The organism is Microvirga sp. HS2, assembly GCF_055792805.1.
In genome coordinates this window covers 1-24988 of sequence record NZ_JBVVAJ010000015.1, presented here as the reverse complement: position 1 = coordinate 24988, position 24988 = coordinate 1, and the positions used below count along the sequence as shown (strand labels likewise).

Genomic DNA, 24988 nt, shown 5'->3' with positions numbered 1-24988 from the left:
GCTTGCCTCTCCCTTTTTGCTCTCGCTTTATTGAGCGGTATGTGACGCTTCGACCTCGATGAGCTTTCCCTGACGCTCTTCGATGTAGGGTTTTCCGCCGCTGCATGTGGTGACTTGGTTCGCGCACGCGCCGCTCACCCAACCTCGCGCCTTACGTCCATCCGGCGTTTCCAGATCCACATCGATGAAGGAGCCACTGCAGCTATAAATGCGCCTGATGACGATCTCGCTCGGCCCCCAAGCGGAATCTGCGTCTGGGGCTGACACCAACTCCATAACCGTCGGTGCATCGGCTTTTGGGGCAGAGCGAAGCCACGGATCTTCTGGTGCAAAGCGCGCGAGGCTTGCCGCGATCCAGCCAGGGCCTTCAAAGAGCTGTTTCTCGTCGAGGTCATAGCCTGCCCAGAAGGCATTGATAATGAGGAGCCAGCCCTTGACGGAGCCAATCACCCGAAACTCAGGGCCGATGTTCGTGCCAGCCTCTGCGCGCTCGCCCGGAATTGTGCCGATAACAGGAGCATGGCGACTGGGAGCCGCTCTGATGTTCGTTCCCTTCGGATCCGTGTCCGTCGAATAAGCGCCCAGCCAGCACAAATGAATGCCAGGGTTGTAGCCTGGAGCGTGCGCAACCGCAGCGGGCATTTGCGCCGGCTCCAGAAGCTGTCGCTCCTTGCCATGAACGGCAACCGCCGAGAGAAAGAGGGAGATTCCTAACGTGTAGGCTTTCAGTTTAGCCGCCATTCAGACATTGTAATAAAGTATCATTATGTTGACAAGTTGCATGCCGGCATGCGTTGGGAGTGCTCCACTCCTGTTAGACGGCTCTCAAAGGAATGAGCACCGCTATGATGAATAGCGGCGCTCCCACGCTTGAAACGCGTACCGGTTGATTACGCAGCCTTTGCCTTTACCTGCAGCGACGCCTTGTGCTGCGTGCGAAGGGCTTTGAGGCTTTCGGCCCATTTGTGCAGTTCGTCCAGCATCGTCGCGGCCGAGGTCTTGTAGATGTCGGCGGGCTTCAACTGCCCGTTTTCCAGGTTCTGGAACACCATCGGCATCGGCACGCCTTCCGGGATCGGCATCATCTTGAACGTGGTGAGGATCTGCTTGGTGACCTGCACGGCGCGCATGCCGCCCGAAATGCCGCCATAGCTCACGAAGCCCGCGGGCGTGTAGTTCCATTCGAGCGCCAGGTAGTTGAGGGCGTTCAGAAGCGAAGGCGGCGGCCCGTAATTGTATTCGGGCGTCACGAAGACGAAGGCGTCGGCGGAAGCCACGCTCTCGCTCCAGGCCCTGGTGTGGGCATGGTGATAGTTCCTCAGGCGCGGATGCTCGGGTTCGTCGAAAACGGGCAGGTTGAAATCGGCCAGATCCACCAGAACAGGGTCGAACTTGCCATGCTGGGCGGCGAACTCGTTGAACCATTGCGCGATGCCGGGGCCGACGCGGCCGGGGCGCGTGCTGGCCACGATGGTGTGGAGCTTGAGCGTCATCTTGAATCCTGAATTTGCAACAGACGGGAACAGACCTTAAGTTCCCTTACGTAACCAGGGCTCATTAGGTAACTTGGTGGGCCTTGTGCAAGGAGGCACTTTCATGTCACCCAGTCACATCCATGTGCCCACCGATTGTCATACGGTCACGGAGATCCTCTCCCGCGTCGGCGACAAGTGGAGCGTCCAGGTCGTGGTGCAGCTTGGGAGCGGCCCTAAGAGATTCAATGAGTTACGCCGCGTCGTCGGTGGAATTTCGCAGCGGATGCTGACCCTGACCTTGCGCGGTCTGGAGCGCGACGGGCTCGTCACGCGCACGGTCTATCCCACGATCCCGCCCCGGGTGGAGTACCGGCTCACAGAGCTGGGTTGCAGCCTGCTCAAGACTGTGAGGGCCCTCGGCTCATGGGCCATCGAGAACCGGGATCAGATTCTGAAGGCGCGCCGACGCTTCGATGAAGCGGCGGGCGCCGCTTCCCAGCCGGATGCCGCCTGAGGCGCAGCTCAGGCCGCCGCTTTGCTGTTGAGCACGTTCCATAGCGCGGAGGCGTGAAAATCCTCGATGGCGGCGTCCGCCCCCACATCCCGCATTTCCTGCGCGGTCAGGCCGGTGAGCACGCCGAAGGAGAAGAGCCCTGCAGCCTTGGCGGCCTTCATGCCGGATGGGGAATCCTCGAAGGCGATGGCCTCGTCCGCGCGGACGCCGAGCCGCTCCAGGGCGGTCAGATAGGGCAGGGGGTCGGGTTTCCCACGCTCCACCTGATCGATGGTGATCTGGACGGGAAAACGTTCCTTGACCCCCAGAACGTCCAGCATGTGCTCCGCATTGAGCCGGGGGGCATTGGTGACGAGCGCAACCCCGATCCCCCGCTCATCCGCCCAATCGAGGAGTTCGACGAGGCCATCCAGGGGCTTCAGGTCGAGGGCCAGGCGGCGGAAGGTCGCCTCCTTCTCATCGGCGAAGGCTACGTGCTCTTCGGCGGGCCGGTGGGGGAGGAGAGAGGCGAAGATGGCTTCATTGGTGCGGCCGATGATCGTGGAGCGATAGACATGCTCGTCGATCGTCACGCCCTCAGAGCTGAGAACCTCGGCGAAGGCGCGCAGATGGACGGGATCGCTGTGCACCAGAGTGCCATCCATGTCGAAAATCAGAGCTTTGAGCATTCGTTCATCTCGGATGGGTCGATGGGGCACCAGTAAACCGCTTCGGCTCGAATGACACCCTGTTAGAATTGCAAGTCTGCCATATAGATAGTGTCGGGGTCCCTGTTCTGAAAGAAAGCACGATCGTCCGATGAGTCATGCGTCCTCCCGAAAAGCCGGCGGAAAGTCCCGCTGGAAGCTCGTCGAGCGGCTCAGGTTTCTTTACGAAAGCGATGCTCCGGAAGCTCATCGCTTTCGCTACGGCCTCCTTCTCTTCGACGTCACGACGATCCTTTTCATCGTCATCACATCCTTCCTGCCGCGCTACCCGCTCGAGGAGTGGGTCGATGTGGTGATCGGGTTAGGGGTGCTGGCCGATTTTCTGGCCCGGATCGCCATCAGCCGGAACCGATGGCGGGACCTCGCTCATCCGACCACCTTCGCCGATGTCGCGGCGATCGTCTCCTTCCTTGCCCCTGTGGTCGGCGAGGGCGTCGGCTTCCTGCGCATCCTGCGCACCATGCGCCTGTTGCGGACCTATCAGCTCCTGGCGCGGCTGCGCGCCGACAGCCCCTTCTTCCGACGCAACGAGGAAGTGATCATCGCGAGCGTCAATCTCGGCGTCTTCATCTTCATCATGACGGGGTTCGTCTACGAGACGCAGCGCTGGACCAACAGTGAGATCGGCAATTACGTGGATGCGCTGTACTTCACCATCGCGGCGCTCACCACGACGGGATTCGGCGACATCACGCTCACGGGCACTTTGGGGCACCTGCTCTCGGTCATCATCATGATCTGCGGCGTCACGCTGTTCCTGCGCCTCGTGCAGGTTCTCCTGCGGCCCAACAAGGTGCGCTATCCCTGTCCCGTCTGCGGATTGCAGCGGCATGACAGGGATGCGGTTCACTGCAAGGCCTGCGGCACGATCCTCAACATCCCGGACGAAGGCGACGTGTAGGTTTCAGGCTCCGGGAATGATTGCAATGCCCCGCTCTGGGGTGAAGGAGATCGAGACCGGCGTGCCGGGCGGGATGGAATCCTTGCGGCCGTATTGAACGACGAACAGGTTTCCGACGGGGCTCTCCACCTCGTATTCCATCTGCGTGCCGAGATAGGACGCTTTCCTGACAGTTCCCATGATCGTGCCGGCGATGGTCGGGCTGTCGTCGAGCGCAATCGCATCGGGCCGTATGGCGAGCTTCACGGGGCCCTGGTTCACGCCGCGACGGGGAAGCTGAAGGTTCACGCCGCCGATCCTCACATTCGCCGTCGCCTCCGACCCGTCGACCACCTCGCCGGAGATGATGTTGGCGTCGCCGATGAAGTCGGCGACGAACAGATCCGCAGGCTCCTCGTAGAGTTCGCGCGGCGTGCCCGTCTGAGCGATCCGGGCGTTCGACATGACGATGATGCGGTCGGAGACGGCGAGGGCTTCCTCCTGGTCGTGGGTGACATAGGCCACGGTGAGGTTGAGGCTCTGCTGCAATTCGCGGATGTCCTCGCGCACGCGGCGGCGCAATTTGGCATCGAGGTTCGACAGGGGTTCGTCGAACAGTAGAACCTGCGGCTCCAGCACGAGCGCGCGCGCCACGGCCACACGCTGCTGCTGGCCGCCGGAGAGTTCGGAGGGCGCGCGCTTCTCGAGACCTTTCAGGCCGATCAGCGCGAGCTTCTCCATCGCCAATTCGTAAGCGTCTTTCTTGGAGATGCCCTGCACGGTCGGCCCATAGGCCACGTTCTCCAGAACCGACATGTGCGGGAAGAGCGCATAGGACTGGAACACCATGCTCACGTCGCGATCGGCGGCGGAAAGGTTCGTCACGTCGCGTCCGCCGATCAGGATCTGGCCTTCGCTCGCCATTTCGAGCCCCGCGATCATGCGCAGCGTCGTCGTCTTCCCGCAGCCCGAAGGGCCGAGCAGCGTTACGAGCTGGCCCGGTTCGATGGTGAAGGACACGCTGTCCACGGCGGTGACGGTTCCGTAGCGCTTCGTCACATTGCGAAACTCGACCGAGGCCGCCTGCTTCTTGGATGCCGGGGAGCGGGACGGGGAACTGATGGAGGATATCTGGTTCATGGAATCGCTTGGACGGCAACGGGGCTGGCTGAAGTGCTCTGCGAGCGGCGTCCGAGACGCCGCTCGCCGACGGCGAGCTGGATCGCGAGGATCGCGAACAGCATGACGACGATGAGCACGGTGGAATAGGCGATGGCGAGGCCGAACTCGCCCGCTTCGACGCGGCCGACGATGTAGGTCGTGGCCATGTTGTATTCGGCCGTCACCAGGAAGATCACGGCGCTGACGGCGGTCATCGCGCGAACGAAGGAATAGACCAGCGAGGCTACGATGGCAGGGCGCAGCAGGGGCAGCACCACGCGCCGCATGGTGGTGGCCGAGCGGGCGCCGAGCGTCAGGGAGGCTTCGTCCAGGCTCTTGTCGATCTGGCTGAGCGTTGCGATTCCGGAGCGCACGCCGACCGGCATGTTGCGGAAGACGAAGCACATCACGAGCACGAAGCCCGTGCCGGTGATTTCGATGGGAGGCACGTTGAAGGCGAGGATGTAGGATACGCCCACCACGGTGCCGGGGATCGCGAAGCTGAGCAGGGTGCCGAACTCGAAAGCCCGCTGGCCCGAGAAGCGCTGGCGGGTCAGCAGATAGGCGGTCAGCAGGCCGATGGCCGCCGTCAGCGGCGCGGAGAGGGCCGCGACCTTGATCGTGGCGAAGAACGAGTTCCAGGCCGAGCCGGAGAAGTAGAGGCCCCAATCGGCCCGCTCGATGCGGAAGGCCGTGAGGAAATGATCGAAGGTCGGCGTGTAGTCGCGGCCCATGGAGCGCACGAAGGCGCCGACCAGGATGATGACGTAGACGGCAACCGTGAACAGGGCCCAGGGAATGGCGGTGAAATAGGATGCGAGGGCGACCCGTCGCGGCAAGGGCAGCGGAATTCCGGCATCGCCCTTGCCCGTCACCGTGGTGTAGACCTTCTTGCCGAGCCACGCATGCTGCAGCCAGAACGCGCCGAGGGTGAAGGCGAGCAGGATGATCGAGAGCACGGCGGCCCGCCCCTGATCCTGTTGCGCGCCGACGACGGCGAAGAAGATCTTGGTGGAGAGCACCTCGAAATTGCCGCCGAGGACGAGCGGGTTTCCGAAATCGGCCAGGCTCTCCACGAACCCGAGAAGGAAGGCGTTCGCCAAGCCTGGGCGCATCAGCGGCAGCGTCACCGTCAGGAAGGTCGTCCAGCTTTTGGCGCGAAGGGTCTGGGAGGCCTCTTCGAGTGTCGGGCTGATGCCCTGCACCACGCCGATGAGCACGAGGAAGGCGATGGGTGTGAAGGCGAGAAGCTGTGCGATGAAGACGCCGGGAAGGCCGTAGATCCAGCGCGAGCGCGGGATTCCGAACCACTCCCATAAAACGGAGGAGAGGGCACCGGAGCGTCCGAAGATCAGGATCAGCGCGAGACCGATCACGAAGGGCGGCGTGATGATGGGCAGGACGCTCATCACGCGCAGGAGCTTCTTGTAGCGGAAGGCCGTGCGCGTTGCGATGAGCGCGAAGGCAAGGCCCAGGGCCGTGGTGCCGAAAGCGACGAGCAGGCCGAGGAACAGCGTGTTCCATGCCACGCCGCAGCGCAGGTCGCTCGACAGGCAGTCCAGTCCCCAGATCGACCGGTCCATGAATTTGGTCAGGAATTCGAGGGGAGCGAAGTTGCCGTTATTGTCGGCGAATGCGCTCGCCAGGATCGTCGCGACGGGAAAGAAGACGAAGACGAGAATGAGCGCGATGACGACGCCGATGGAGGAGGTGACGAAGGCATCGCCTCGGCACCATCCGCGCGCCGCAAGCCCGTGGCACAGGAGGATGAGAAAGGCGACGCAGGTGAGGGTGGCGCCATAGCCCATGCCGGCCTGGCTCGGTCCGGCGCTGGCCGTGAGCGCCTTGAGGATGTCTGTCGTCCATCCGTGCAGGCCGATGGTGAAGCCCTGGAGTACGATCAGCCCGAGCCCCAGGATGCCGGAGGCGATCAGCCACGTGCTGTTGTCGGTCCGCGCGGGGAGAAAAGCAGGGCGCAGGCTCATCAGCAGCGGCGCCAGAATCGGCAGGAGCCACCAGGATCCCTTGAGGCCATGAACGAGGGCCGAGCCGCCGACGACATAATCGATCATGGTCGGTGCGGCTGAGCGGTCGAAACCGTACCAGGGCAGGAGGGCAAAGCCGACCCAGCCCAAAACGATCCAGCCAAGGGTTGCCCGGGACATATCAGTTCTCGCGTAACAATAAAGGCGGGCTTCCGTGGAAGCCCGGCATCAAAACCATACGATAGAGAAATACGTATCGGCGAAGAGCAGCGCTTCGCCGATACGGTTCACACAGCCTATTTGGGCAGATTCTTGACCTCGTTGTCCCACTTGGACAGGAGGCGCTTGCGCTCTTCCGAGGAGCCGTACTTCGCGAAGTCGAAGTTGATCAGCTTGATGTCGCTGAGCTTCGGAGCCTGAGGCGGAACCGGCGTGCTCTTGTTGGACGGCACCTGATAGGACTTGGCTTCTGCGCCGAGCTTCTGCGCATCCGCGCTGAGGGCCCAATCGTAGAACTTCTTGGCGCTGTCGAGATTCTTGGCGCCCTTCACGATCGACATGGAGCCGATCTCGTAGCCCGTGCCCTCGCAGGGAGCGACGACCTTCACCGGCGCCTTGTCCACGATCATCGTCACGATGTCGTGCATGAAGGCGATGCCGGCCGTCGTCTCGCCCTGCGCCATGGCCTTGGCGGGAGCGGCGCCCGACTTCGTGTACTGGTTGATGTTCTTGTGCAGGGCCTTGAGGTACTCGAAGCCTTTGTCCTCGCCCATGATCTGAATGATGGTGGCCAGCAGCGTATAGGCCGTGCCGGAAGAATTCGGATCGGCGACCTGAACCTCGTCCTTCAGCTCGGGCTTGAGCAGGTCGGCCCAGCATTTCAGCTCGGGCACGTTGTTGGCCTTGGCGAGCTCCGTGTTGTAGCCGAAGCCGAGCGCGCCGGAATAGATGCCGACGGTGCGGTGCTTGGACTGCTCCCACTGGCGCACGGCCCAATCCTGCAGCTCGCCCATCTTCGGTGAGTTGTACTCGACGGTCAGGCCTTCCTCGGCGGCCTGCATGTGCGGATCGCCCGTGCCGCCCCACCAGATATCGGCGCGGGGATTGGCGGATTCCGCCTTGATCTGCGCATAGATCTCGCCCGAGCTCTTGCGCGTCATGGAAACCTTGATGCCGGTATCGCGCTCGAACGCGTTCGTCATCGCGCGGCACCATTCTTCCTGAACGCCGCAATACATCACGAGCTCGCCCTGAGCCTGCGCCGCGCCGGCCGAGAAGAAGGACAGAGCGGTCATGGAGCCCGCCAGCATCGTGGCGGCGGCGAAATTCTTACTCATTATCGTTTCCCTCCCTTACGGTTATTGTCATGTTTTTTATTGGTCGGCTAAGCTCCCCTCATTGGCGTGTCCGGTCAAGAGCCTTGCCGCCGATGTGAAAATGAATCTTTAGAATAATGTCCTCGCGTCAGGGTTCTTGCGCGATTCCAGTCGCCACCATGAGGCTCTCGGCCAGCTCTGGCGTGCAGGCTAGGACGGGATTTCCGTTGCGTAAGCCATCTTTGGCCAGGAAATTGTTGGTCCAGCCGCCTGCCTCTTCGATGATGAGAAGGCCGGCCAGGGCGTCCCATGAATTGATGTGGAGCTCGCAATAGGCGTCGATCCGCCCGTCCGCCACGTAGGCGAGGCCGAGCGTGCCCGATCCCGCCCTGCGCACATTCGCGCCGCTGGCTTTCAGCTTGGCAACCACGTCCACATAGGGCTCCGGCGGCAGGCGGGAGGACCAGCCCGCCTCCACCGTCGCCTGGCGCATGTCTGTGAGACCGCTCACCTTGATCGTCTCGCCGTTGAGGATGGCGCCGCGCCCGCGCTGGGCGGTGTAGAGATCCGCGTGCATGACGTCGTAGATCACGCCGATCTCGATCTGGCCGTCGCGAACGAAGGCGATCGAGATGGCGAAATGCGGGATGCCGCGGGCAAAATTGGCAGTCCCGTCGATGGGATCAACGACCCACACATCGCGCTCGAACGAGCCGCCTCCCTCCTCGCCGAAGAAGGAATCGGCGGGAAACAGCTCTCCCAGGCGCCGCCGGATCAGTTCCTCGACCTCCGCGTCGGTCGCGGTCAGGAAGTCCTGAGGGCCCTTGAAATCCGGGCGCTGGGAGCGCGGACGCTCCAGGAATCGTTTGCGGGCCAGCACGCCCGCCTCGCGGGCAATGGCGCAGGCTGCGGCAAATCTCATGTCCAGGCTGTGGGTCGTCATGGCGTTCAGGCGTTCCTCAGGATCCAAAAGGCGGCCGGTTTGTTGTCACAGGTTCATAAAGGTTCGTGAAAATGCAGGAGGCAACACGCTCTTGTGGAAGGAGATGTCCCGGGCCTGTGAAATTGATCCTTTATTAGCCGGCTCAGATCAACTACGTTACATGTTAACCGCGTAAAATCAGACTCTCGTCGAATGCCCCGGACGCCACAAGAAGAACTCAGCCAGGTCGCAGCGCTCCCTTTCCGCGTCAAGGACGGCCGGATCGAGGTGCTCCTCGTCACATCCCGCGAAACCAAGCGCTGGCTGATCCCGAAGGGCTGGCCGATGAAGGGCAAGAAGCCCTACAAGGCGGCGGCCCGGGAGGCCGAGGAAGAAGCCGGCGTGAAGGGCGAGATCAAGCAGGAGCCTCTGGGCTCCTACGATTACTGGAAGCGCCGCGCCGCCCATTTCGATCTCTGCCGTGTGAACGTGTACCCGCTCGAGGTCTCGAAGCAGCTCAAATCCTGGCGCGAGAAGGGCCAGCGCGACGCGCGATGGTTCGACGTCGAGGAGGCGGCTCTGCAGGTGCTGGAGCCGGCGCTCGCGGACCTGATCCGCAGCCTGCCGCAGCATGTCTGACGCGCATCTCCTTTTGAGGTAGTGTCGGGAAAATTCCACCCGTCAGGGAACGCAACGCTCCTCCAGAAGTCTTTCCCGTATCGAAGCGGCCATGCGGCGCAGCTTGGCCGTTTATTGGCATGCTGGAAGGAGATATCGATGAGGGCCCTGGTTTGGCACGGCACGACGGACATTCGCTGCGACTCCGTTCCGGATCCGGCAATCGAGCATCCGCGCGACGCGATCATCAAGGTCACGAGCTGTGCCATCTGCGGCTCCGATCTGCACCTCTACGACCATTTCATGCCCGGCATGAAGAGCGGCGACATCATGGGCCATGAGACCATGGGCGAAGTCGTCGAAGTGGGCTCGGAAGCGAAGGGCAAGCTGAAGGTCGGCGACCGCGTCGTAATCCCCTTCACCATCATCTGCGGCGAATGCGATCAGTGCAAACGCGGCAATTTCTCGGTATGCGAGCGCACCAACCGCAACGGCCACATCGCCGCGAAGGCGTTCGGCCATGCGACCGCGGGCTTGTTCGGCTACACGCATCTGACGGGCGGCTATGCGGGCGGTCAGGCGGAATATCTGCGCGTGCCGTTCGCCGACGCCACGCACATCAAGGTGCCGGACGGCATTCCCGACGAAAAGCTGCTCTTCCTGAGCGATATCTTTCCCACCGGCTGGCAGGCCGCGGTGCAATGCGACATCCAGCCGACCGACACGGTGGCGATCTGGGGCGCGGGCCCGGTCGGGCAGATGGCGATCCGCAGCGCCATCCTGCTCGGAGCCAAGCAGGTCATCGTGATCGATCGCGTTCCGGAGCGGCTCGCCATGGCGGAAGCCGGCGGCGCGATCACCATCAATTTCGACGAAGAGAGCGTCATCGAGCGGCTCAACGAGCTTACCAATGGTAAGGGGCCTGAAAAGTGCATCGACGCGGTCGGCATGGAAGCCCATGCGGCCGGCACGGTCGACGCCATGTATGATCGCGTGAAGCAGGCGACGATGATGGAAACGGACCGCCCGCATGTGCTGCGCGAGATGGCCTATGTCTGCCGCCCGGCCGGAACGCTCTCCGTGCCAGGCGTTTACGGCGGCCTGCTCGACAAGATCCCCTTCGGCGCGATCATGAACAAGGGCCTTACGATCCGCACTGGCCAAACCCACGTGAACCGCTGGACCGACGATCTCCTGCGGCGCATCGAGGACGGGCAGATCGATCCGTCCTTCGTGATCACGCACACGGTCGGCCTCGAAGAGGGGCCCGAGATGTACAAGATCTTCCGGGACAAGCAGGACGGCTGCGTCAAGGTCGTTCTCAAGCCTTAAGAGGTGGATGTCATGCGCTACGAAACCGAAAGAACCCGTCGGCGCGGTCATGCTGATACCGCGACCGATACCCTCGCCCGCGGCCTCGGCCTCTTCTCGATCGCCCTCGGCATCGCGGAGGTCGTCGCGCCCCGCGCCCTGGCCCGTGCGCTCGGCATGAAGGGGCAGGAGGGGCTGATCGCCGGCTATGGGTTGCGGGAAATCGCGACGGGCGTGGGCATCCTCGCCTCGAAGGACCCTACGCCGTGGATCTGGGGACGCGTTGCCGGAGACGGTCTCGACCTCGCGACGCTCGCGACCGCGCTCGAGGGCCGCAACCCGAACAAGGGCAATGTCGGCATCGCCATGGCGGCGGTCGCCGGCGTGACGGCGCTCGACGTCTATTGCGCGCAGACCCTGAGCCGCGAGAGCCCGCATCCTCTGCCGCCGATGCAGGATTACTCGGATCGGACCGGTTTCCCGCGCGGGATCGAACAAGCGCGCGGCGCCGCGCGCGACTTCGAGGTTCCGCGCGACTTCCGCACCCCGGAAGCCCTGAGGCCCTATACCCAGCCCAACTTGCCGCAACACCCGATGCCGTCTATGTAATTCCTGCATGGCAAAGCCGAAGGTATTTACCATTGGATATGAGGGAGCGGATGTCGACCGCTTCCTCACCACCCTGAAGGACGCGGGCGTCGAAACGCTCGCGGACGTGCGCGCCGTTGCGCTGTCCCGGAAACGCGGGTTCTCGAAATCTGCTCTCCGCGAGGCGCTATCGACGCACGGCATCGGGTACGAGCACTTCATCAAGCTCGGAACGCCCAAGGAAGGCCGCCAGGCGGCGCGAGCAGGCGACGGCGACTTGATGCGCCGGATCTATTGCGACGAAGTCCTTGCGACGGAAGACGCCCAGAAGGCCTTCCACGAACTCGAGGCGCTGGCCGCCTCGAGGCCGATCTGCCTCCTCTGCTTCGAACGCGATCCCGCCTCCTGCCACCGGCGCATCCTCGCTCAGCGCCTGGCGAGCAAAGGCTTCGAGACGATCGATCTGACGGTTCTCTAGCCGGTTCGAGATCCTGGACGCAGGCCTCCGGAAGCTTCCCGCCGTCACGAGATGCCCGGCGGGGACATGGACTGGACAAGCGGAAACGGGGCCCATAAGTGAATCCCATGTTCCAAGCTCAATCCCTCTCTTCCTCCGCCAGCAAGCGTGATCTTTATGCTTCGCTTGCCCAGCAGCTCGCCGCCCTGCTGGAGGGCGAGCCGGACGCCATCGCCAACGCGGCCAATATGTCCGCTCTGATTTACGAGCTTTTGCCCGACCTGAACTGGGCGGGGTTCTACTTCATGCGCGGCGAGGAGCTGGTCCTGGGGCCCTTCCAGGGCAAGGTCGCCTGCGTACGCATCCCGGTCGGGCGCGGAGTCTGCGGGACGGCCGTGGAGCACAGGGCCTCGGTCGTCGTGCCGGATGTCCACGCCTTCCCGGGCCACATCGCCTGTGACAGCGCCTCCCGCTCCGAACTGGTGGTGCCGCTCATCAGGAATGGTCTGGTGCTCGGAGTCCTCGATCTCGACAGCCCACATCCGAACCGGTTCGATGACGAAGACCGGGAGGGATGCGAACGGCTCGTTCAGATCTATCTCGATGGATCCGAGCTGAAAATCTAGAGCATCGGATCAATCTGGCGTCAGAGATAGAAGTCGTCCTTGGACATCATGGTCCGGCCGGTCACGGTCACCGCGAAATCGGCGGCTTTGTCGCCATTCACGTCAGCCGACAGCACGCCGCTGGCGAACTTGAGCTGCCCGGCTTTGCCGGCGAAGGCGGATTTGCCGATGAAAGTGAAGGCCTGATTGCCCGCGATCTTGGTGTTGGCGTCGATCCCGCGCAGATCGATATGATCCTGCCCGCGCTTGAAGTCGGTGATCGTATCCCTGGAAGTCGTTGAGGAATCGCTCAGAGACAGGAAAACAAAGGTATCGGCGCCACTGCTGCCGCTCAGGATATCTTTTCCGCCCTGTCCGTAGAGCTTGTCGTTTCCGCTGCCGCCATACAGGCGATCGTTGCCGTGGCTGCCATAGAGCCGGTCGTTTCCGAGGCCGCCTTGCAGCGAGTTGGCGGCGGCATTCCCCTTGATCACGTCGCTCCCTGAACCGCCCAGCGCGTTCTCGACGAGGGAGCGCATGTCGCTGCCGTATAAGAGCGCATTGGCGATATTGCCGGCGGCGAGCTTCGTGCCGCTCCAGTTGAGCCTTGCAAGCTGCGTGCTCGACGTGACCGTCCATGCTCCTGGATTGAGATCGATCTTGAGGCCGGTCGTATATTGCCTGAAATCGTAGGTATCGGTCCCGCCGCCGTCCCAGACCGTCTCGAAAACCCGGTTGTTGCCGGCGGTGGTTTGGAGAACGCCGTTGACATACGCGCGTCCGGTCGGCGTCCAGAGATATGTCGTGTTGCCGCTGTTGGTCGAATAGTTCGCGCCGTAGAGGTACTGAATCGCCGCGATGTCGTACATCATCAGCGATTGGGCGTAGCCCCAGGTCTCGTTCGTATAGCCGGACGACAGGGAGGCTCCGATGTAGGAGCGATAGCTCATGATGGAGTATTCCATCGAATCCCGGCTGAGGGGCATCGCGGTGCCCTCATGGGTGTGCTCCAGGCCGAGGGCGTGGCCGATCTCGTGAACGATGGTCGCGTAAGCGTAGTTGCCTTTCCGAGGGGCATCGTAGGTTCGGCTCGAATTGTTCAACCAGACATCGCCGCCGGACTCGGCCGGCGTCGGAAAGTAGGCCCAGGCCGTGCTGGGGACGTCGGAGCGCGCAAAGCGAATGTCCGCATGCTGGGAGTCCGTTTCCGCAATCTCCTGAAAGGTCAGGTTCGCAACCGAGGCATAGAGCTTGAGCGCGGCGCGAGCCGCCGTCTGCTGAGCGCTCAGGAACGCTCCGAAATTGTAGGACGGCTCGCCATAGCCATAGGACGGCTCATAGAAAGAGGCGTACCTTGGAAAGCTGTAGGTGAAAGTGCTGGTGCCCCATTTCTCTTCGCCGAGCAGGGCTCTGACATAGATGCTGCCGGGACTGGTGATCGTGAGAGTGGAGGGCATCGTGACTTCGGCCGATAGAGGAAGGCCTGCTCCCGGACAGGAGCGGCTCAGGGTGATACACATCGCTCGGGAGCAACCGGGAACATCGTGAAGGCACATCGTGCCTGTCCCACCAAGCGCGCTCGGCCTTTGTTTCATTGTTGCCGAACGTGAGAACTTTAACCTAGATCGAGAGATTTAAGAAGGGTTCAGCCCCGCCGTTGGCCCCTGCCGGACATCATGCCGCAGAAATCCTCGCGGCGCGGCCAAGGGCAGAGAGACTTCCGGAGGGAGCCGAGTTCATTGCCTCTCATGCGACCGAAGAGAGCGGCAGGCTTCGCTTGAAAAGGCACTCGTCGGCATCAGCGATTTCGCTCGGGTCGTCGAACCCGCAGGGAGTACTTCTCTGTGAGCTCTGCTCGTGGGGAGCTTCTTCCATGGAACGGAGAAACCATGAAGCTCTCTGCTCCACATCCGTCCGAGTAGGTCGTTAGCGCATCGTGCGGAAAAGTGGACCCGGTTTTCCACGTCTCACGATGCGCTCTTCAAGAGGGTGGAGCATCGGATCAATCCCAAAAGTGCAAGTCCACTTTTGGGTCCGATGCTCTAGACAGGCGGGTTACCGCCGCTGCACCCGGCCATGGAATTGACGCTTGGGCACTCCCGGAGCGAAGCTCAGCCATGCGTGGCGGGAGGGAATGTCGATGATCAAACGCCTGTTCGTCGGGGCTGCGGTCGCCTTGAGCGCGGGACCGGCCATAGCCGACATCATCGTCGATCAGGCGATGATCACGGCGGGTGAATTGCGCGTTGTCGGGCGATTGAGCAAGCCGCGCCAGACAAATGTGATCCTCGATGAAGAGCATCAGACGAAAAGCGATGCCAACGGGCGTTTCACGTTCCGGGTAGTCTACCATCCGGCTAGCTGCATCGTCACTCTTCAGGCGGACGAGGAACGACGGGAGGCCGTGATCGGGTTCTGCGGTCAGCGGGGGCCTGAAGGGCCGTCAAGCGGGGCTGCGTCTCAACAAGCCGCGATCGAGCAACCTGCGGTGGCTGGACCTCCTGGACCTCTCGGACCTCCGGGCCAGCAGGGCGCGCCCGGTCCCCAGGGACCTGCCGGTCCTCCCGGCCCGCCTGGAGCCGATGGGCCTCCAGGACCGCAGGGGCCTCCGGGGCAATCCGTCTCGGGCGGACAGCCTGGGCCCGTTGGGCCTTCTGGCCCTGCGGGACCCGACGGTCCTCCCGGCCCGCCGGGCCCCCAGGGGCCACAGGGAGTCGCCGGTCATCAGGGGCCGCAAGGCCCGCAGGGCACGCCCGGTCCCAAGGGAGACACCGGCGCGGCCGGAGCGCCTGGGCCTGCCGGGCCGGTTGGCCCTCCCGGCCCTCCCGGGCCTCAAGGAGCAGACGGACAGGCAGGTCCTCCGGGCCCGGCCGGGCCGATCGGAATGGCCGGACCGCCCGGTCCCGCGGGGCCTGAAGGAAAGCCCGGCAATCCCGGATCCCTCCTTCGCGTTCTCGTTCAGCAATGCGCGACCGGAGGGCGGTGCTCGGCCCAGTGCGGCGATGACGAGTTCCCCATCGGTGGCACCTGCAATCGCGGTGACCAGTTCGCGATGGACGAGAACAGCGTCTATTGCTTCTCGGTGGGCGAAAGCGAAAACGGCATGCGCGCCCGGGCAATCTGCGCCAAGAAATGACGAGCCGCTCCCCTGGAGCACCGAACGCAAACGTGGGGCGCGGCTTCACCTGAAAGAGGGAGCGCGGACAATCCGAAGCACCGAGCGTGAATTCGAAGTCGCGGTCGGCGCTTTCTGGGCCGGGCCATAATGCGTCTCTTTCGCGTGCGGCGGATGAAGCCCGCACAGCGCGATCTCGGCTCTGGTTTCAGATTTCCAAAACGGGAATGAGTGTCGCGGCGAAAACTTCCTCATCGAACCTGTGAGAGTGAGGTGAGCCGCGCTCGAACCTTCACGTCTTAGAGGGCGATGGTGCTGCCAGAGAGGATCGAACTCTCGACCTCTCCCTTACCAAGGGAGTGCTCTACCACTGAGCTACGGCAGCGCGCCAACGAAGAGGGCCGCTTAGTGCCACAGCGCGGCCCGCTGTGCAAGATTGAAATCGATCTTTTATTCAGCCGCCTGCACTTTTGCGCCGAGGGGGAGTCTCAAGGCGCCCCAGACTTCCACGAGCGCGGCGCCCAGCGCGTTGATATGGGCGTCGGTGTGGAAAGGTCCGGGCGTGATGCGCAGGCGTTCCGTGCCGCGCGGCACGGTGGGATAGTTGATCGGCTGAATGTAGATCCCGTGCTTTTCCAGCAGGCGATCCGAGGCGGTCTTGCAGGCCTCCGCCTTCCCCACCATGACGGGCACGATGTGGGTCACAGTGTCCATGATCGGCAGGCCGAGGCCGCTGAGGACCTGCTTCGTGCGGGCCACCTGACGCTGCTGCATCTGCCGCTCCTTGGAGGAGGCCTTCAGATGCCGAATCGAGGCCGTGGCCGCGGCCGCCACGGCCGGGGGGAGGGCGGTGGTGAAGATGAAGCCCGGAGCGAAGCTGCGCACGGCGTCCATGACGGCCTTCGTGCCGGTCAGATAGCCGCCCATCACGCCGAAGGCCTTGCCGAGGGTGCCCTCGATCACGTCGACCCGGTGCATCGCCCCGTCGCGTTCCGCGATGCCGCCGCCGCGGGGGCCGTACATGCCCACCGCATGGACCTCGTCGAGATAGGTCATGGCGTTGTAGCGCTCGGCCAGATCGCAGATGGCGTGGATCGGGGAGATGTCCCCATCCATGGAATACACGCTCTCGAACACGATCAGCTTCGGCCGGTCGCCGGCGGCCTGGAGAAGCTCCTCCAGGTGGTCGAGATCGTTATGGCGGAAAATCACCTTGTCGCAGCCCGACTGGCGCACGCCCTCGATCATGGAATTATGGTTGAGGGCATCCGACAGGATCAGGCAGTCGGGAATCAGCTTGGCCAGGGTCGAGATGCCGGTCTGATTCGAGACGTAGCCCGAGGTGAAGACCAGGGCGGCTTCCTTGCCGTGCAGGTCGGCGAGCTCAGCCTCGAGCCCGACGATCGGATGGCTGTTGCCGGAAATGTTGCGGGTGCCGCCGGCCCCGGTGCCCAGCCGCCAGGCCGTCTCCACCATCGCGCGGGTCACGTCCCGGTTCTGGCCCATGCCGAGATAATCATTCGAGCACCAGACCGTGATGGGGCGCGGGCCCTCGGGGCTGTGCCAGGTGGCATGGGGAAAGCGGCCGGCCTGCCGCTCGATTTCCGCGAAGACACGATAGCGACGCTCCGCCTGGAGGCGGTCGAGGGCTGACGTAAAATAAGTCTGGTAATCCATCATCTCACCGGGTGGGCAACGCAATGCCCGGGGATTGTGCGCGGGTATTATGCCAGATGGCATTGATCCTGGTCAAAGGTCGAACTTCGATATTGCGGTTGAGGGCCGCTTGCGAAGCCTTTATTGGACAAGGCGACGATGGGTCGCGTGAACCATGACTGACGGAAAATCGCAAGACAAAGCCGAACGGCTCAAGGCGGCTTTGAAGGAAAACCTGAGGAAACGTAAGGCGCAGGCGCGCGGCCGCCAGCAGGCCGCCAAAGCCGCCCCGGACGAGGCGGGGCGTACCAATATTGCGGACGAGCGCGACAAGCCGTCCGACTAGCCTATATTGTGCCAGACGCGCATAGCGTGGGCATACATCAGTTCAAAAGGGGATAAGATTTCATGGATCGCATTCGCATCCGGGGCGGCGCGCCTCTCAACGGGTTGATTCCGATCTCCGGCGCCAAGAATGCGGCCCTGCCTCTCATGATCGCGAGCCTTCTCACGGGGGATACGCTGGAGCTCGGCAACGTGCCGCGGCTCGCGGATATTTCCTCGCTCCTGCGGATCCTGAGCAATTTCGGCGTGGATCATTCCATCGCCGGCCGCCGGCCCGGCCAATCCACCGAGACCGGCCAGACCATCCGCCTGAGTGCCAAGACCATCATCGACACCTGCGCGCCCTACGAGCTGGTCTCCACCATGCGGGCCAGCTTCTGGGTCATCGCGCCGCTGGTCGCCCGCTTCGGCCATGCCAAGGTCTCCATGCCCGGCGGCTGCGCCATCGGCACCCGTCCGGTGGACCTGCTCATCATGGCCCTTGCCAAGCTCGGCGCCGCTATCGAGATCGAGGCCGGCTATGTGGTCGCCAGCGCGCCCAAGGGCCTCCATGGCGCCGAGATCGTTTTCCCGAAGGTGACGGTGGGCGGCACGCACGTGGCCCTGATGGCGGCGACGCTCGCCAAGGGCACCACCGTGATCCGCAATGCCGCCCGCGAGCCCGAGGTGGTGGATCTCGCCGACTGCCTCGTCAAGATGGGCGCCAAGATCACGGGGGCGGGGACCTCCGAGATCGTGATCGAGGGCGTATCCAGCCTCCATGGAGCGTCCCACGACGTGATGCCCGACCGCATCGAGACCGGCACTTATGCCATGGCCGTCGCCATGACCGGGGGCGACCTCGTGCTGGACAACACCCGCCCCGAATATCTCCAGGCTGCCCTCGATGTGCTCGGCCAGGCCGGGGTCGAGGTGTCCTCGACCCACAGCGGCATCCGCATCCGCCGCAACGGCAACGGCATCCAGGCCGTGGATGTGACGACCGATCCCTTCCCCGGCTTCCCGACGGACCTGCAGGCCCAGTTCATGGCCCTCATGACCCGCGCCAACGGCACGTCGCGCATCCGCGAGACGATTTTCGAGAACCGATTCATGCATGTGCAGGAGCTGGCCCGCCTGGGCGCCCGCATCCGTCTCGACGGCGACAGCGCCTATGTGGACGGCGTCCCGGGCCTGAAGGGGGCCCCTGTGATGGCGACGGACCTTCGCGCCTCCGTGTCCCTGGTGATCGCTGGTCTCGTGGCCGAGGGCGAGACCACCATCAACCGGGTCTACCACCTTGACCGCGGCTTCGAGGCCCTCGAAGCTAAGCTCGCCCGGTGCGGAGCCGAGATCGAGCGTCTGCGAGGCTGAGGCTTCTCTCGCTAGGGCCGTTCCGTCGTTTGGGTCTTCTTCTCGTCATCCCCGGGCTTGTCCCGGCCATCCCCGTCTTGGGACCCGCCACGGCGTAAAGACGTGGATCCCCGGCTCAAGGCCGGGGATGACGGGGAGGGTGGTCGCATGGGGATGAGGTGGCATGTTCCACTTTTGTTCTTGACAGGCTCGGCAAGCTAAGCTATATCGTGACCTGTCCCGGCTCACCGAGGGGCGCGCTCGCGAGGCGTCGCAGGTTGTGGAGCCGGGACACGGTCCCGCGCTCCAGGCCACGCAGCCTGAGCTGACGGGAGGCCCTGGCTCGGCCCAGGGGTCCGGGCATGCACAGCCGCCCGCCTGCTCCGGCGCGTCGCAGGGCGCAACGGCAGGCGCGCTCGCCAACGGCATCCCGGAGCCTGCGTCGACAGTCCGCCTAAAAGAACCGTGCGCGAGGAGCCGTCGGGTTCCCCAGCCATCACCATTCTCCATCGAGCCGGACCGCTCCTCGCGCGACCCCTCGACTGCTCCCCCTCGGTGCCGACCAGCCCCGGGGCCGATCCTCCATGCCCTGCGCTCTTTGACAGCTCTGCTTCGTCCTGGCGCTCCTTCCGCCATGCTCCTTCGTCATGGCCGGGCCTGTCCGGGCCATCCACGTCATGAGAACCGCCGCGCCATAAAGACGGGGATCCCCGGCCCAAGGCCGGGGATGACAGGGAGGGTGTCGGGGCCTCAGCCTCTCACCTCATTGCCGCACTCCCATCATAGCCGCTCCCGCACCTGATCCAGGATCAGACCCGCCATTCGACGGGGCAGGCGCGCCTCCCGTGGGGAAAGCCCGAATGATTGCAGCAGACCACAGGTTGCGCGGAGGGCAGGGGCTCTCTACCTAAACATCAAAGTTCAACATAGGTTTAGAGCCATGGACCTCCTGAGACTCGTTGCGTTCGACCCGGAAGATCTGGCCGTCATCTCGGCTCACCTGCAGGATTCGCTGCTGCGGGTGGGTGATATCGTCTATCTGCCCAAGGAGCGTCGGTTCGCGATTCAGACGCGCCGCTACGATTGGGAGGCCGATACGCCCCAGCGTCGGCTGACCTGCATGCATTTCGAGCATGTGAAGGCGGTCCGCGTGCGCGGGATCGACCAGTCCAACAAGGACGCCGTTCTTAACCTTCTTGCGATTGCGTTCGAGGAACGGGACGCTCCTTCCGGCACAGCCACCTTGATCTTTGCCGACGGTGGGGCCATCCAGGTGGACCTGGAGTGCATCGAAATGCAGATGAAAGACATCGGTCCGGTTTGGTCCGCCGAAAGCCGCCCCCAGCACGAAGAACTGACACAGGCGGAGCGCCTGTAATGGCTCTGCGGCTCAATACGCGGGACGCGTCGTTCCCGAAGGATTTCGCGGCCCTGCTTTCGGCCAAGCGCGAGGTGTCCGAGGACGTGGACCAGGCGGTCCGCGCCATCATCGAGGACGTGGTCGCCCAGGGTGACGAGGCGCTCATCGACTATACCTTTCGTTTCGACGGTCTGGCGCTGCAGCCGGAGACGCTGCGGGTTTCCGACGAGGAGATCGACGCGGCCGAGAGCCAGTGCTCACCGGAAACCCTCGAGGCGCTCGCCCTCGCGAAGGAGCGGATCGAAGTCTTTCACCGCACCCAGCGCCCTCAGGATTCCCAGACGACCGACGCCCTCGGCGTCACGCTCGGCTGGCGCTGGACCGCGATCGAGTCCGTCGGCCTTTACGTGCCGGGCGGCCGCGCGAGCTATCCGTCCTCCGTCCTGATGAATGCCGTGCCCGCGAAGGTCGCGGGCGTTCCCCGGATCGTCATGGTGGTGCCGACTCCGCGCGGCGAGACGAATCCGCTCGTGCTGGCGGCGGCCCGTCTGGCCGGCGTGGACGAGGTGTTCCGCATCGGGGGCGCGCAGGCGATCGCAGCGCTGGCCTACGGCACGGAAACCGTGACGCCCGTCGCGAAGATCGTCGGGCCCGGCAACGCTTATGTGGCCGCCGCCAAGCGCCGCGTGTTCGGCCAGGTCGGCATCGACATGATCGCGGGGCCCTCCGAGGTGCTCATTCTCGCGGACGGGCAGGCCAATCCCGATTGGGTCGCCGCCGACCTGCTGGCTCAGGCCGAGCACGATCCCGCCGCGCAATCGATCCTCATGACGGACAGCCCCTCCCTGGCCGACGCCGTCGAGCGGGCGGTCGAGCATCAGCTCCGGACCCTGCCGAAGGCGGAGATCGCCGGTGCGAGCTGGCGCGATTACGGAGCCATCATCCTCATCGACAACCTCGAGAACGCGATCCCGCTCGTCGACCGCCTCGCGCCCGAGCATCTGGAAATCGAAACCGGGAATGCGGAGGAGCTGGCAGGGCGCGTGCGCAACGCGGGCTCGATCTTCCTCGGCAGCTATACGCCCGAAGCCATCGGCGATTATGTGGGCGGCCCCAACCATGTTCTTCCCACGGCGCGCTCCGCACGGTTCTCCTCCGGTCTCGGGGTGCTTGACTTCATGAAGCGATCCTCGATCCTGAAATGCGATCCCGCTGCCTTGCGCGCGCTCGGCCCAGCAGCCATCGCTCTCGGGCGCGCAGAGGGGCTGGAGGGGCACGCCCGGTCCGTGGCGATCCGCCTGAACCTGTGAGGCCTGCGGAGGGGGGATGTCGAGCACAACGAAGGAGAGGTGCCGCCTCGTGGCGGTCACCCTCGACGAGGCATCCATCGGCCGCGGCAATCCCGACCAGGAGCATGAGCGGGCCATCGCCATCTATGACATTCTCGAAGAGAATTCATTCGCGCTGCCGAACTACGACGGCGGCCCCTATGTGCTGCGCATCTCCCTGATCGAGAAGAAGCTCTGCCTCGAGGTCTCGGCGCAGGCCGGCGCGCATCTCGTGTCCCACCATCTGTCGCTGACGCCGTTTCGCCGGGTCATTCGCGATTACGAGATGATCTGCGAGAGCTATTATCAGGCCATTCGCTCCGCATCGCCCGCGCAGATCGAGGCCATCGACATGGGACGCCGAGGCCTTCACAACGAGGCCGCGGAGCTGCTGCGACAGCGGCTCAACGGAAAACTCGACGTGGATTTCGACACCGCACGCCGTCTGTTCACGCTGATCTTCGCGCTTCACTGGAAGGGCTGACGCGTGGAGGAAACGCCCCAGAAGCGGATCCATTCGGTTCTGTTCGTCTGCGCGATGAACGCTGTTCGCTCTCCCATGGCCGAGGCGATTGCGCGGCACTATTTCGGCCGGTCCATCTATGTGCAGTCCGCTGGCGTGCGCAAAGGCGAGACCGATGGCTTCATGGTCTCCACCCTCGCTGAAATCGGCATCGACGCATCCAAGCACAGACCGCGCACGTTGGGTGAACTGGAGGAATGGGAGGGGCTCAATTTCGACCTCATCATCTCGCTCTCGCCGGAAGCCCATCACGCCGCGCTCGAACTGACGCGCACCATCGCTGCGGACGTGGAGTACTGGCCGACGCCGGATCCCGCGATCACGCAGGGCTCGCGCGACCACGTGCTCGATGCCTATCGCAACATTCGCGACGGGTTGATGTATCGCATTCGCACCCGGCTCAGGAGCTCACAGAAAAGCCCTGATGACGGAAAGGGTGCCTAGGCCTGCGGCGAGGCTGAGAAGGTCGATGCGCGTCGTCGCCATCACGGCGACGGCGGCGCTTAAGGCAACGAGCGCGGGCCATCCGTTGTCGAGGGCCGCCGGCAGGATCGTCGCGATGATGATGGAGCCCGGCAGCGCGCGAAGTCCGCGCTCGACCCGCGGCGTGATCCGCACGCGGCTCATCAGCACGACGCCGGCGATGCGGCACAGAAACGTGACGAGCGCCATGCCCGCGATGGCGAGAACCGAGCCCCAGGGACTCGCGACGAAGGCGCTGAACCCGCTCATTCGATCAGCATCCCCGCGACGACGCCGGCGAGGGCGCCGGTGACGATGTAGCCGTAGCCGGGCAGGAGGGAATGGGTCATGAACGACACCGCGCCCGCCACCAGCCAGGGGAGGGCGGGACGCGCGCCCTTCCAGAGGGGGACGAGCATGACGCTGAAGAAAATCGGCATCACGAAGTCGAGCCCGACCATCCTCGGTTCGGGCACGAGCGCCCCGGCGAAGAAGCCGACGATCGTTGCGAGCTGCCATACGATCCAGAGGATGAGCGCAGCGCCGAGAAGCACGCCGACGTCGCGCCCGCCGCCATTGTAATAGCGCATGCCGACGAGCCAGCCGGCTTCCGTGATGAGGAAGAGATTGAGCGCGTTGCGGGCAACGGGCTCGTGGCGCAGCCAGGGCTGGACCGTCGCGCCGAGCAGGATCATGCGCGAATTCACGATGGCGGTGACGGTCATGATGGTGAGAATGGTCGTGGGCGTCCAGGCCTTCTGCCAGACCTCGAGGCCGACCATCTGGGAGGCGCCCGCATACACGAAGGCGCTGAGGCCCATCGCTTCGGCGAGGGACAGCCCTTTCTGAGCCGCGGCCGTGCCGAAGGCGGCGGCGAACATGATGAAGCCGGGGAAGGCGGGCAATGCGGCGCGCGCGCCGTATCGAAGGCCTGCCTGGGAAAAGAAAGGGCGGAGAGAGGAGGGCATGAGCGACATGCTCTCTGCCCTCCCGCATCTCCGCCGTCAATCGTAACGAAGGTCGAGTCCGGAGTTTCTTAACCGGCCACGCCGTTCACGTACGGATAGATCTCGTGGAAGCCTTCGTAGATCATCTTGAGGGCCACGTAGAGAATGATCGCCAGACCCACATAGGCGATCCAGCGATAGCGCTGGAGCAGGCGGGCGATGTAGGAGGCCGCAACGCCCATGAGGGCGATGGAGAGGAGCAGGCCGAAGGCCAGGATGTAGGGATGCTCGCGCGCCGCTCCCGCCACCGCGAGCACGTTGTCGAGGGACATGGAGACGTCGGCGATCACGATCTGCCAGGCCGCCTGGGCGAAGGTCTTGCGCGGCGCGCCGCCGGCGATGGTCCCGTCCTTGTTGATGTCGACCCCTTCCAGAGCCTCTTCCGCGGCCTCTTCCTCCGCGTGGCTGGTGCGCAGCTCGCGCCACATCTTCCAGCAGACCCACAGCAGCAGGATGCCGCCGGCCAGGAGCAGCCCGACGATCTGGAGAAGCTGCGTCGTCACGAGGGCGAAGACGATGCGCAGGACGGTGGCGGCGATAACGCCGAGCAGGATGGCCTTGTTGCGCTGCTCCTTCGGAAGGCCCGCCGCCGCAAGGCCGATGACGATGGCATTGTCGCCGGCCAGGGCCAGGTCGATGCCGATCACCATCAGGAAGGCGACTATCTCGGGGGAGAAATACTGTGAGAGTTCGAACATGCGTTGCCTCATTGTCGGTTGAAGAGCAGCGCATGCGATTCGATCGAGGAGACGATTGTCCCGCACCAGGGCGACCGGCTGGACCGGTCTCGGGCTCAGATGCGGGCGCTTCCGTCTTCTTGAACGAATCCAGGCCACCCTGGTTCATCCAGTCCGACATCGCCGCCCAAAGTATGAGCGACCAGAGGGGCCCGGCCTGGCTATAAGGGCAATCATCTAGACAACATGACGGGGCCGATCAAGTCGTCCCACCCATGCGTTCAATGAGGTGCTTGTGCCGTATAAGGATCTTCATCCGGCTTCGTTCCACGGGGCCCGTTCGGGAAAAGCCGGCGAAACCGTTCAGAAAACTTGTTTTCTTCGACCTCTGAAGCTTGATCCAGGGCTCGGCCTTGGGCACAACTCACGCGGAACAGGGAGGGCGCGTTAAGCGCCCGTCGGGAGGTCAAATATGTCAGTTTCTCATGAAGGCTCCGGCATGGCCGGACGCCGTGGCGCGGTTCGCGCCCCGCAGGGCATGGCGGGCGGCATCCTGCTGATCGCTCTTGCGGCCTTGGCGCTCTTTCTCACCCGGGACCTCGATCAGGGCACCCTCAACGCCATGGGGCCCGCGATGCTGCCGC

The 24988-nt window shown here is 63.9% G+C and carries 26 protein-coding genes and 1 tRNA gene; 14 read left to right on the top strand and 13 right to left on the bottom strand.

From position 1 onward, the window contains the following. Window positions 1-27: 27 nt before the first annotated feature. Together ACS5Q0_RS14475 and ACS5Q0_RS14470 are read right to left on the bottom strand one after the other, a co-directional pair. Complete coding sequence (locus ACS5Q0_RS14475) at window positions 28-741, bottom strand: SH3 domain-containing protein (RefSeq protein ID WP_473127353.1); 714 nt, start codon at window positions 739-741, stop codon at window positions 28-30. 149 nt (window positions 742-890) lie between these two features. Beyond that, window positions 891-1493, bottom strand: coding sequence for an NADPH-dependent FMN reductase (locus ACS5Q0_RS14470; RefSeq protein WP_473127352.1), 603 nt, complete (start codon window positions 1491-1493; stop codon window positions 891-893). A gap of 103 nt (window positions 1494-1596) precedes the next feature. Between ACS5Q0_RS14470 and ACS5Q0_RS14465 the strand changes: the two genes are divergently transcribed. Beyond that, window positions 1597-1989, top strand: a complete 393-nt coding sequence (locus ACS5Q0_RS14465) for a winged helix-turn-helix transcriptional regulator (protein ID WP_473127351.1) — start codon at window positions 1597-1599, stop codon at window positions 1987-1989. Window positions 1990-1997: 8 nt separating this feature from the next. Here the strand turns inward: ACS5Q0_RS14465 and ACS5Q0_RS14460 are convergent, their stop codons facing one another. Then, window positions 1998-2657, bottom strand: coding sequence for an HAD family hydrolase (locus ACS5Q0_RS14460; RefSeq protein ID WP_473127350.1), 660 nt, complete (start codon window positions 2655-2657; stop codon window positions 1998-2000). A gap of 130 nt (window positions 2658-2787) precedes the next feature. Between ACS5Q0_RS14460 and ACS5Q0_RS14455 the strand changes: the two genes are divergently transcribed. Continuing rightward, window positions 2788-3597: an ion channel gene (locus ACS5Q0_RS14455; protein ID WP_473127349.1), complete on the top strand. Its 810-nt coding sequence runs from the start codon at window positions 2788-2790 to the stop codon at window positions 3595-3597. Window positions 3598-3600: 3 nt separating this feature from the next. On the opposite strand, the gene ACS5Q0_RS14450 is transcribed toward ACS5Q0_RS14455, so the two are convergent. The 4 genes from ACS5Q0_RS14450 to ACS5Q0_RS14435 all read right to left on the bottom strand — a co-directional run bounded on the left by ACS5Q0_RS14450 (window position 3601) and on the right by ACS5Q0_RS14435 (window position 8981). Next, on the bottom strand, window positions 3601-4716 hold the full coding sequence (locus tag ACS5Q0_RS14450; protein WP_473127348.1) for an ABC transporter ATP-binding protein: 1116 nt from the start codon (window positions 4714-4716) through the stop codon (window positions 3601-3603). Beyond that, window positions 4713-6902: an ABC transporter permease gene (locus ACS5Q0_RS14445; protein WP_473127347.1), complete on the bottom strand. Its 2190-nt coding sequence runs from the start codon at window positions 6900-6902 to the stop codon at window positions 4713-4715. The genes ACS5Q0_RS14450 and ACS5Q0_RS14445 overlap by 4 nt, the downstream gene beginning before the upstream one ends. 116 nt (window positions 6903-7018) lie before the next feature. Beyond that, on the bottom strand, window positions 7019-8059 hold the full coding sequence (locus ACS5Q0_RS14440; protein ID WP_473127346.1) for an ABC transporter substrate-binding protein: 1041 nt from the start codon (window positions 8057-8059) through the stop codon (window positions 7019-7021). Window positions 8060-8186: 127 nt separating this feature from the next. Continuing rightward, window positions 8187-8981: an inositol monophosphatase family protein gene (locus ACS5Q0_RS14435; protein WP_473127345.1), complete on the bottom strand. Its 795-nt coding sequence runs from the start codon at window positions 8979-8981 to the stop codon at window positions 8187-8189. A gap of 192 nt (window positions 8982-9173) precedes the next feature. Here ACS5Q0_RS14435 and ACS5Q0_RS14430 point away from each other — a divergent pair, with 192 nt between their 5' ends. The 5 genes from ACS5Q0_RS14430 (at window position 9174) to ACS5Q0_RS14410 (ending at window position 12560) form a co-directional block, all read left to right on the top strand. Continuing rightward, complete coding sequence (locus ACS5Q0_RS14430; protein ID WP_473127344.1) at window positions 9174-9599, top strand: NUDIX hydrolase; 426 nt, start codon at window positions 9174-9176, stop codon at window positions 9597-9599. A gap of 138 nt (window positions 9600-9737) precedes the next feature. Continuing rightward, window positions 9738-10910 carry a zinc-dependent alcohol dehydrogenase gene (locus ACS5Q0_RS14425; protein ID WP_473127343.1) on the top strand — a complete coding sequence of 391 codons (1173 nt, stop codon included), beginning with the start codon at window positions 9738-9740 and terminating at the stop codon, window positions 10908-10910. A gap of 12 nt (window positions 10911-10922) precedes the next feature. Beyond that, window positions 10923-11498, top strand: a complete 576-nt coding sequence (locus ACS5Q0_RS14420) for a cyclase dehydrase (protein ID WP_473127342.1) — start codon at window positions 10923-10925, stop codon at window positions 11496-11498. 7 nt (window positions 11499-11505) lie between these two features. Beyond that, the gene (locus ACS5Q0_RS14415) at window positions 11506-11955 is read left to right on the top strand and encodes a DUF488 domain-containing protein (protein WP_473127341.1); all 450 of its coding nucleotides are present in this window, start codon (window positions 11506-11508) and stop codon (window positions 11953-11955) included. Between the two features lie 107 nt (window positions 11956-12062). Further along, entirely contained in the window at window positions 12063-12560 is a 498-nt protein-coding gene (locus ACS5Q0_RS14410; protein ID WP_473127340.1) for a GAF domain-containing protein, read from the top strand. Window positions 12561-12580: 20 nt separating this feature from the next. Here ACS5Q0_RS14410 and ACS5Q0_RS14405 read toward each other — a convergent pair whose 3' ends face one another. Beyond that, on the bottom strand, window positions 12581-13996 hold the full coding sequence (locus ACS5Q0_RS14405) for a M10 family metallopeptidase (protein WP_473127339.1): 1416 nt from the start codon (window positions 13994-13996) through the stop codon (window positions 12581-12583). Between the two features lie 683 nt (window positions 13997-14679). Here ACS5Q0_RS14405 and ACS5Q0_RS14400 point away from each other — a divergent pair. After that, window positions 14680-15675, top strand: a complete 996-nt coding sequence (locus ACS5Q0_RS14400; RefSeq protein ID WP_473127338.1) for a hypothetical protein — start codon at window positions 14680-14682, stop codon at window positions 15673-15675. A 289-nt stretch (window positions 15676-15964) separates the two neighbouring features. Here ACS5Q0_RS14400 and ACS5Q0_RS14395 read toward each other — a convergent pair. Both ACS5Q0_RS14395 and hemA read right to left on the bottom strand, forming a co-directional pair. After that, window positions 15965-16039, bottom strand: a tRNA-Thr gene (locus ACS5Q0_RS14395). Window positions 16040-16104: 65 nt separating this feature from the next. After that, entirely contained in the window at window positions 16105-17331 is a 1227-nt protein-coding gene (hemA, locus tag ACS5Q0_RS14390; RefSeq protein WP_473127337.1) for a 5-aminolevulinate synthase, read from the bottom strand. Window positions 17332-17485: 154 nt separating this feature from the next. On the opposite strand from hemA, the gene ACS5Q0_RS14385 reads away from it, so the two are divergent. The 6 genes from ACS5Q0_RS14385 (at window position 17486) to ACS5Q0_RS14360 (ending at window position 22642) form a co-directional block, all read left to right on the top strand. Next, entirely contained in the window at window positions 17486-17656 is a 171-nt protein-coding gene (locus ACS5Q0_RS14385; protein WP_473127336.1) for a hypothetical protein, read from the top strand. A gap of 62 nt (window positions 17657-17718) precedes the next feature. After that, window positions 17719-19008, top strand: coding sequence for a UDP-N-acetylglucosamine 1-carboxyvinyltransferase (murA, locus tag ACS5Q0_RS14380; protein WP_473127335.1), 1290 nt, complete (start codon window positions 17719-17721; stop codon window positions 19006-19008). 919 nt (window positions 19009-19927) lie between these two features. Continuing rightward, complete coding sequence (locus tag ACS5Q0_RS14375; RefSeq protein WP_473127334.1) at window positions 19928-20365, top strand: DUF2948 family protein; 438 nt, start codon at window positions 19928-19930, stop codon at window positions 20363-20365. After that, the gene (hisD, locus tag ACS5Q0_RS14370) at window positions 20365-21657 is read left to right on the top strand and encodes a histidinol dehydrogenase (RefSeq protein WP_473127333.1); all 1293 of its coding nucleotides are present in this window, start codon (window positions 20365-20367) and stop codon (window positions 21655-21657) included. Before ACS5Q0_RS14375 ends, hisD begins: the two co-directional genes overlap by 1 nt. A 16-nt stretch (window positions 21658-21673) precedes the next feature. Next, entirely contained in the window at window positions 21674-22159 is a 486-nt protein-coding gene (locus ACS5Q0_RS14365; protein ID WP_473127332.1) for a UPF0262 family protein, read from the top strand. A 3-nt stretch (window positions 22160-22162) separates the two neighbouring features. Further along, the gene (locus ACS5Q0_RS14360; protein ID WP_473127331.1) at window positions 22163-22642 is read left to right on the top strand and encodes an arsenate-mycothiol transferase ArsC; all 480 of its coding nucleotides are present in this window, start codon (window positions 22163-22165) and stop codon (window positions 22640-22642) included. On the opposite strand, the gene ACS5Q0_RS14355 is transcribed toward ACS5Q0_RS14360, so the two are convergent. From ACS5Q0_RS14355 to ACS5Q0_RS14345, 3 genes are all read right to left on the bottom strand, one after another. Continuing rightward, on the bottom strand, window positions 22607-22930 hold the full coding sequence (locus ACS5Q0_RS14355) for an AzlD family protein (RefSeq protein WP_473127330.1): 324 nt from the start codon (window positions 22928-22930) through the stop codon (window positions 22607-22609). The genes ACS5Q0_RS14360 and ACS5Q0_RS14355 overlap by 36 nt on opposite strands. Further along, complete coding sequence (locus tag ACS5Q0_RS14350) at window positions 22927-23628, bottom strand: AzlC family ABC transporter permease (RefSeq protein ID WP_473127329.1); 702 nt, start codon at window positions 23626-23628, stop codon at window positions 22927-22929. Before ACS5Q0_RS14350 ends, ACS5Q0_RS14355 begins: the two co-directional genes overlap by 4 nt. A 68-nt stretch (window positions 23629-23696) precedes the next feature. After that, complete coding sequence (locus ACS5Q0_RS14345; RefSeq protein WP_473127328.1) at window positions 23697-24365, bottom strand: TerC family protein; 669 nt, start codon at window positions 24363-24365, stop codon at window positions 23697-23699. Between the last annotated feature and the right edge of the window lie 623 nt (window positions 24366-24988).

What these genes read in the sequence shown, in the direction of transcription:
- ACS5Q0_RS14435 (WP_473127345.1), bottom strand. Translation starts at nt 8,981, where the DNA reads ATGACGACCCACAGCCTGGACATGAGATTTGCCGCAGCCTGCGCCATT.
- ACS5Q0_RS14440 (WP_473127346.1), bottom strand. Translation starts at nt 8,059, where the DNA reads ATGAGTAAGAATTTCGCCGCCGCCACGATGCTGGCGGGCTCCATGACC.
- hisD (WP_473127333.1), top strand. Translation starts at nt 20,365, where the DNA reads ATGGCTCTGCGGCTCAATACGCGGGACGCGTCGTTCCCGAAGGATTTC.
- murA (WP_473127335.1), top strand. Translation starts at nt 17,719, where the DNA reads ATGGATCGCATTCGCATCCGGGGCGGCGCGCCTCTCAACGGGTTGATT.
- ACS5Q0_RS14420 (WP_473127342.1), top strand. Translation starts at nt 10,923, where the DNA reads ATGCGCTACGAAACCGAAAGAACCCGTCGGCGCGGTCATGCTGATACC.
- ACS5Q0_RS14415 (WP_473127341.1), top strand. Translation starts at nt 11,506, where the DNA reads ATGGCAAAGCCGAAGGTATTTACCATTGGATATGAGGGAGCGGATGTC.
- ACS5Q0_RS14455 (WP_473127349.1), top strand. Translation starts at nt 2,788, where the DNA reads ATGAGTCATGCGTCCTCCCGAAAAGCCGGCGGAAAGTCCCGCTGGAAG.
- ACS5Q0_RS14430 (WP_473127344.1), top strand. Translation starts at nt 9,174, where the DNA reads ATGCCCCGGACGCCACAAGAAGAACTCAGCCAGGTCGCAGCGCTCCCT.
- ACS5Q0_RS14365 (WP_473127332.1), top strand. Translation starts at nt 21,674, where the DNA reads ATGTCGAGCACAACGAAGGAGAGGTGCCGCCTCGTGGCGGTCACCCTC.
- ACS5Q0_RS14450 (WP_473127348.1), bottom strand. Translation starts at nt 4,716, where the DNA reads ATGAACCAGATATCCTCCATCAGTTCCCCGTCCCGCTCCCCGGCATCC.
- ACS5Q0_RS14355 (WP_473127330.1), bottom strand. Translation starts at nt 22,930, where the DNA reads ATGAGCGGGTTCAGCGCCTTCGTCGCGAGTCCCTGGGGCTCGGTTCTC.
- ACS5Q0_RS14350 (WP_473127329.1), bottom strand. Translation starts at nt 23,628, where the DNA reads ATGCCCTCCTCTCTCCGCCCTTTCTTTTCCCAGGCAGGCCTTCGATAC.
- ACS5Q0_RS14400 (WP_473127338.1), top strand. Translation starts at nt 14,680, where the DNA reads ATGATCAAACGCCTGTTCGTCGGGGCTGCGGTCGCCTTGAGCGCGGGA.
- ACS5Q0_RS14345 (WP_473127328.1), bottom strand. Translation starts at nt 24,365, where the DNA reads ATGTTCGAACTCTCACAGTATTTCTCCCCCGAGATAGTCGCCTTCCTG.
- ACS5Q0_RS14375 (WP_473127334.1), top strand. Translation starts at nt 19,928, where the DNA reads ATGGACCTCCTGAGACTCGTTGCGTTCGACCCGGAAGATCTGGCCGTC.
- ACS5Q0_RS14425 (WP_473127343.1), top strand. Translation starts at nt 9,738, where the DNA reads ATGAGGGCCCTGGTTTGGCACGGCACGACGGACATTCGCTGCGACTCC.
- ACS5Q0_RS14445 (WP_473127347.1), bottom strand. Translation starts at nt 6,902, where the DNA reads ATGTCCCGGGCAACCCTTGGCTGGATCGTTTTGGGCTGGGTCGGCTTT.
- ACS5Q0_RS14385 (WP_473127336.1), top strand. Translation starts at nt 17,486, where the DNA reads ATGACTGACGGAAAATCGCAAGACAAAGCCGAACGGCTCAAGGCGGCT.
- ACS5Q0_RS14475 (WP_473127353.1), bottom strand. Translation starts at nt 741, where the DNA reads ATGGCGGCTAAACTGAAAGCCTACACGTTAGGAATCTCCCTCTTTCTC.
- ACS5Q0_RS14410 (WP_473127340.1), top strand. Translation starts at nt 12,063, where the DNA reads ATGTTCCAAGCTCAATCCCTCTCTTCCTCCGCCAGCAAGCGTGATCTT.
- ACS5Q0_RS14460 (WP_473127350.1), bottom strand. Translation starts at nt 2,657, where the DNA reads ATGCTCAAAGCTCTGATTTTCGACATGGATGGCACTCTGGTGCACAGC.
- hemA (WP_473127337.1), bottom strand. Translation starts at nt 17,331, where the DNA reads ATGGATTACCAGACTTATTTTACGTCAGCCCTCGACCGCCTCCAGGCG.
- ACS5Q0_RS14465 (WP_473127351.1), top strand. Translation starts at nt 1,597, where the DNA reads ATGTCACCCAGTCACATCCATGTGCCCACCGATTGTCATACGGTCACG.
- ACS5Q0_RS14405 (WP_473127339.1), bottom strand. Translation starts at nt 13,996, where the DNA reads ATGCCCTCCACTCTCACGATCACCAGTCCCGGCAGCATCTATGTCAGA.
- ACS5Q0_RS14470 (WP_473127352.1), bottom strand. Translation starts at nt 1,493, where the DNA reads ATGACGCTCAAGCTCCACACCATCGTGGCCAGCACGCGCCCCGGCCGC.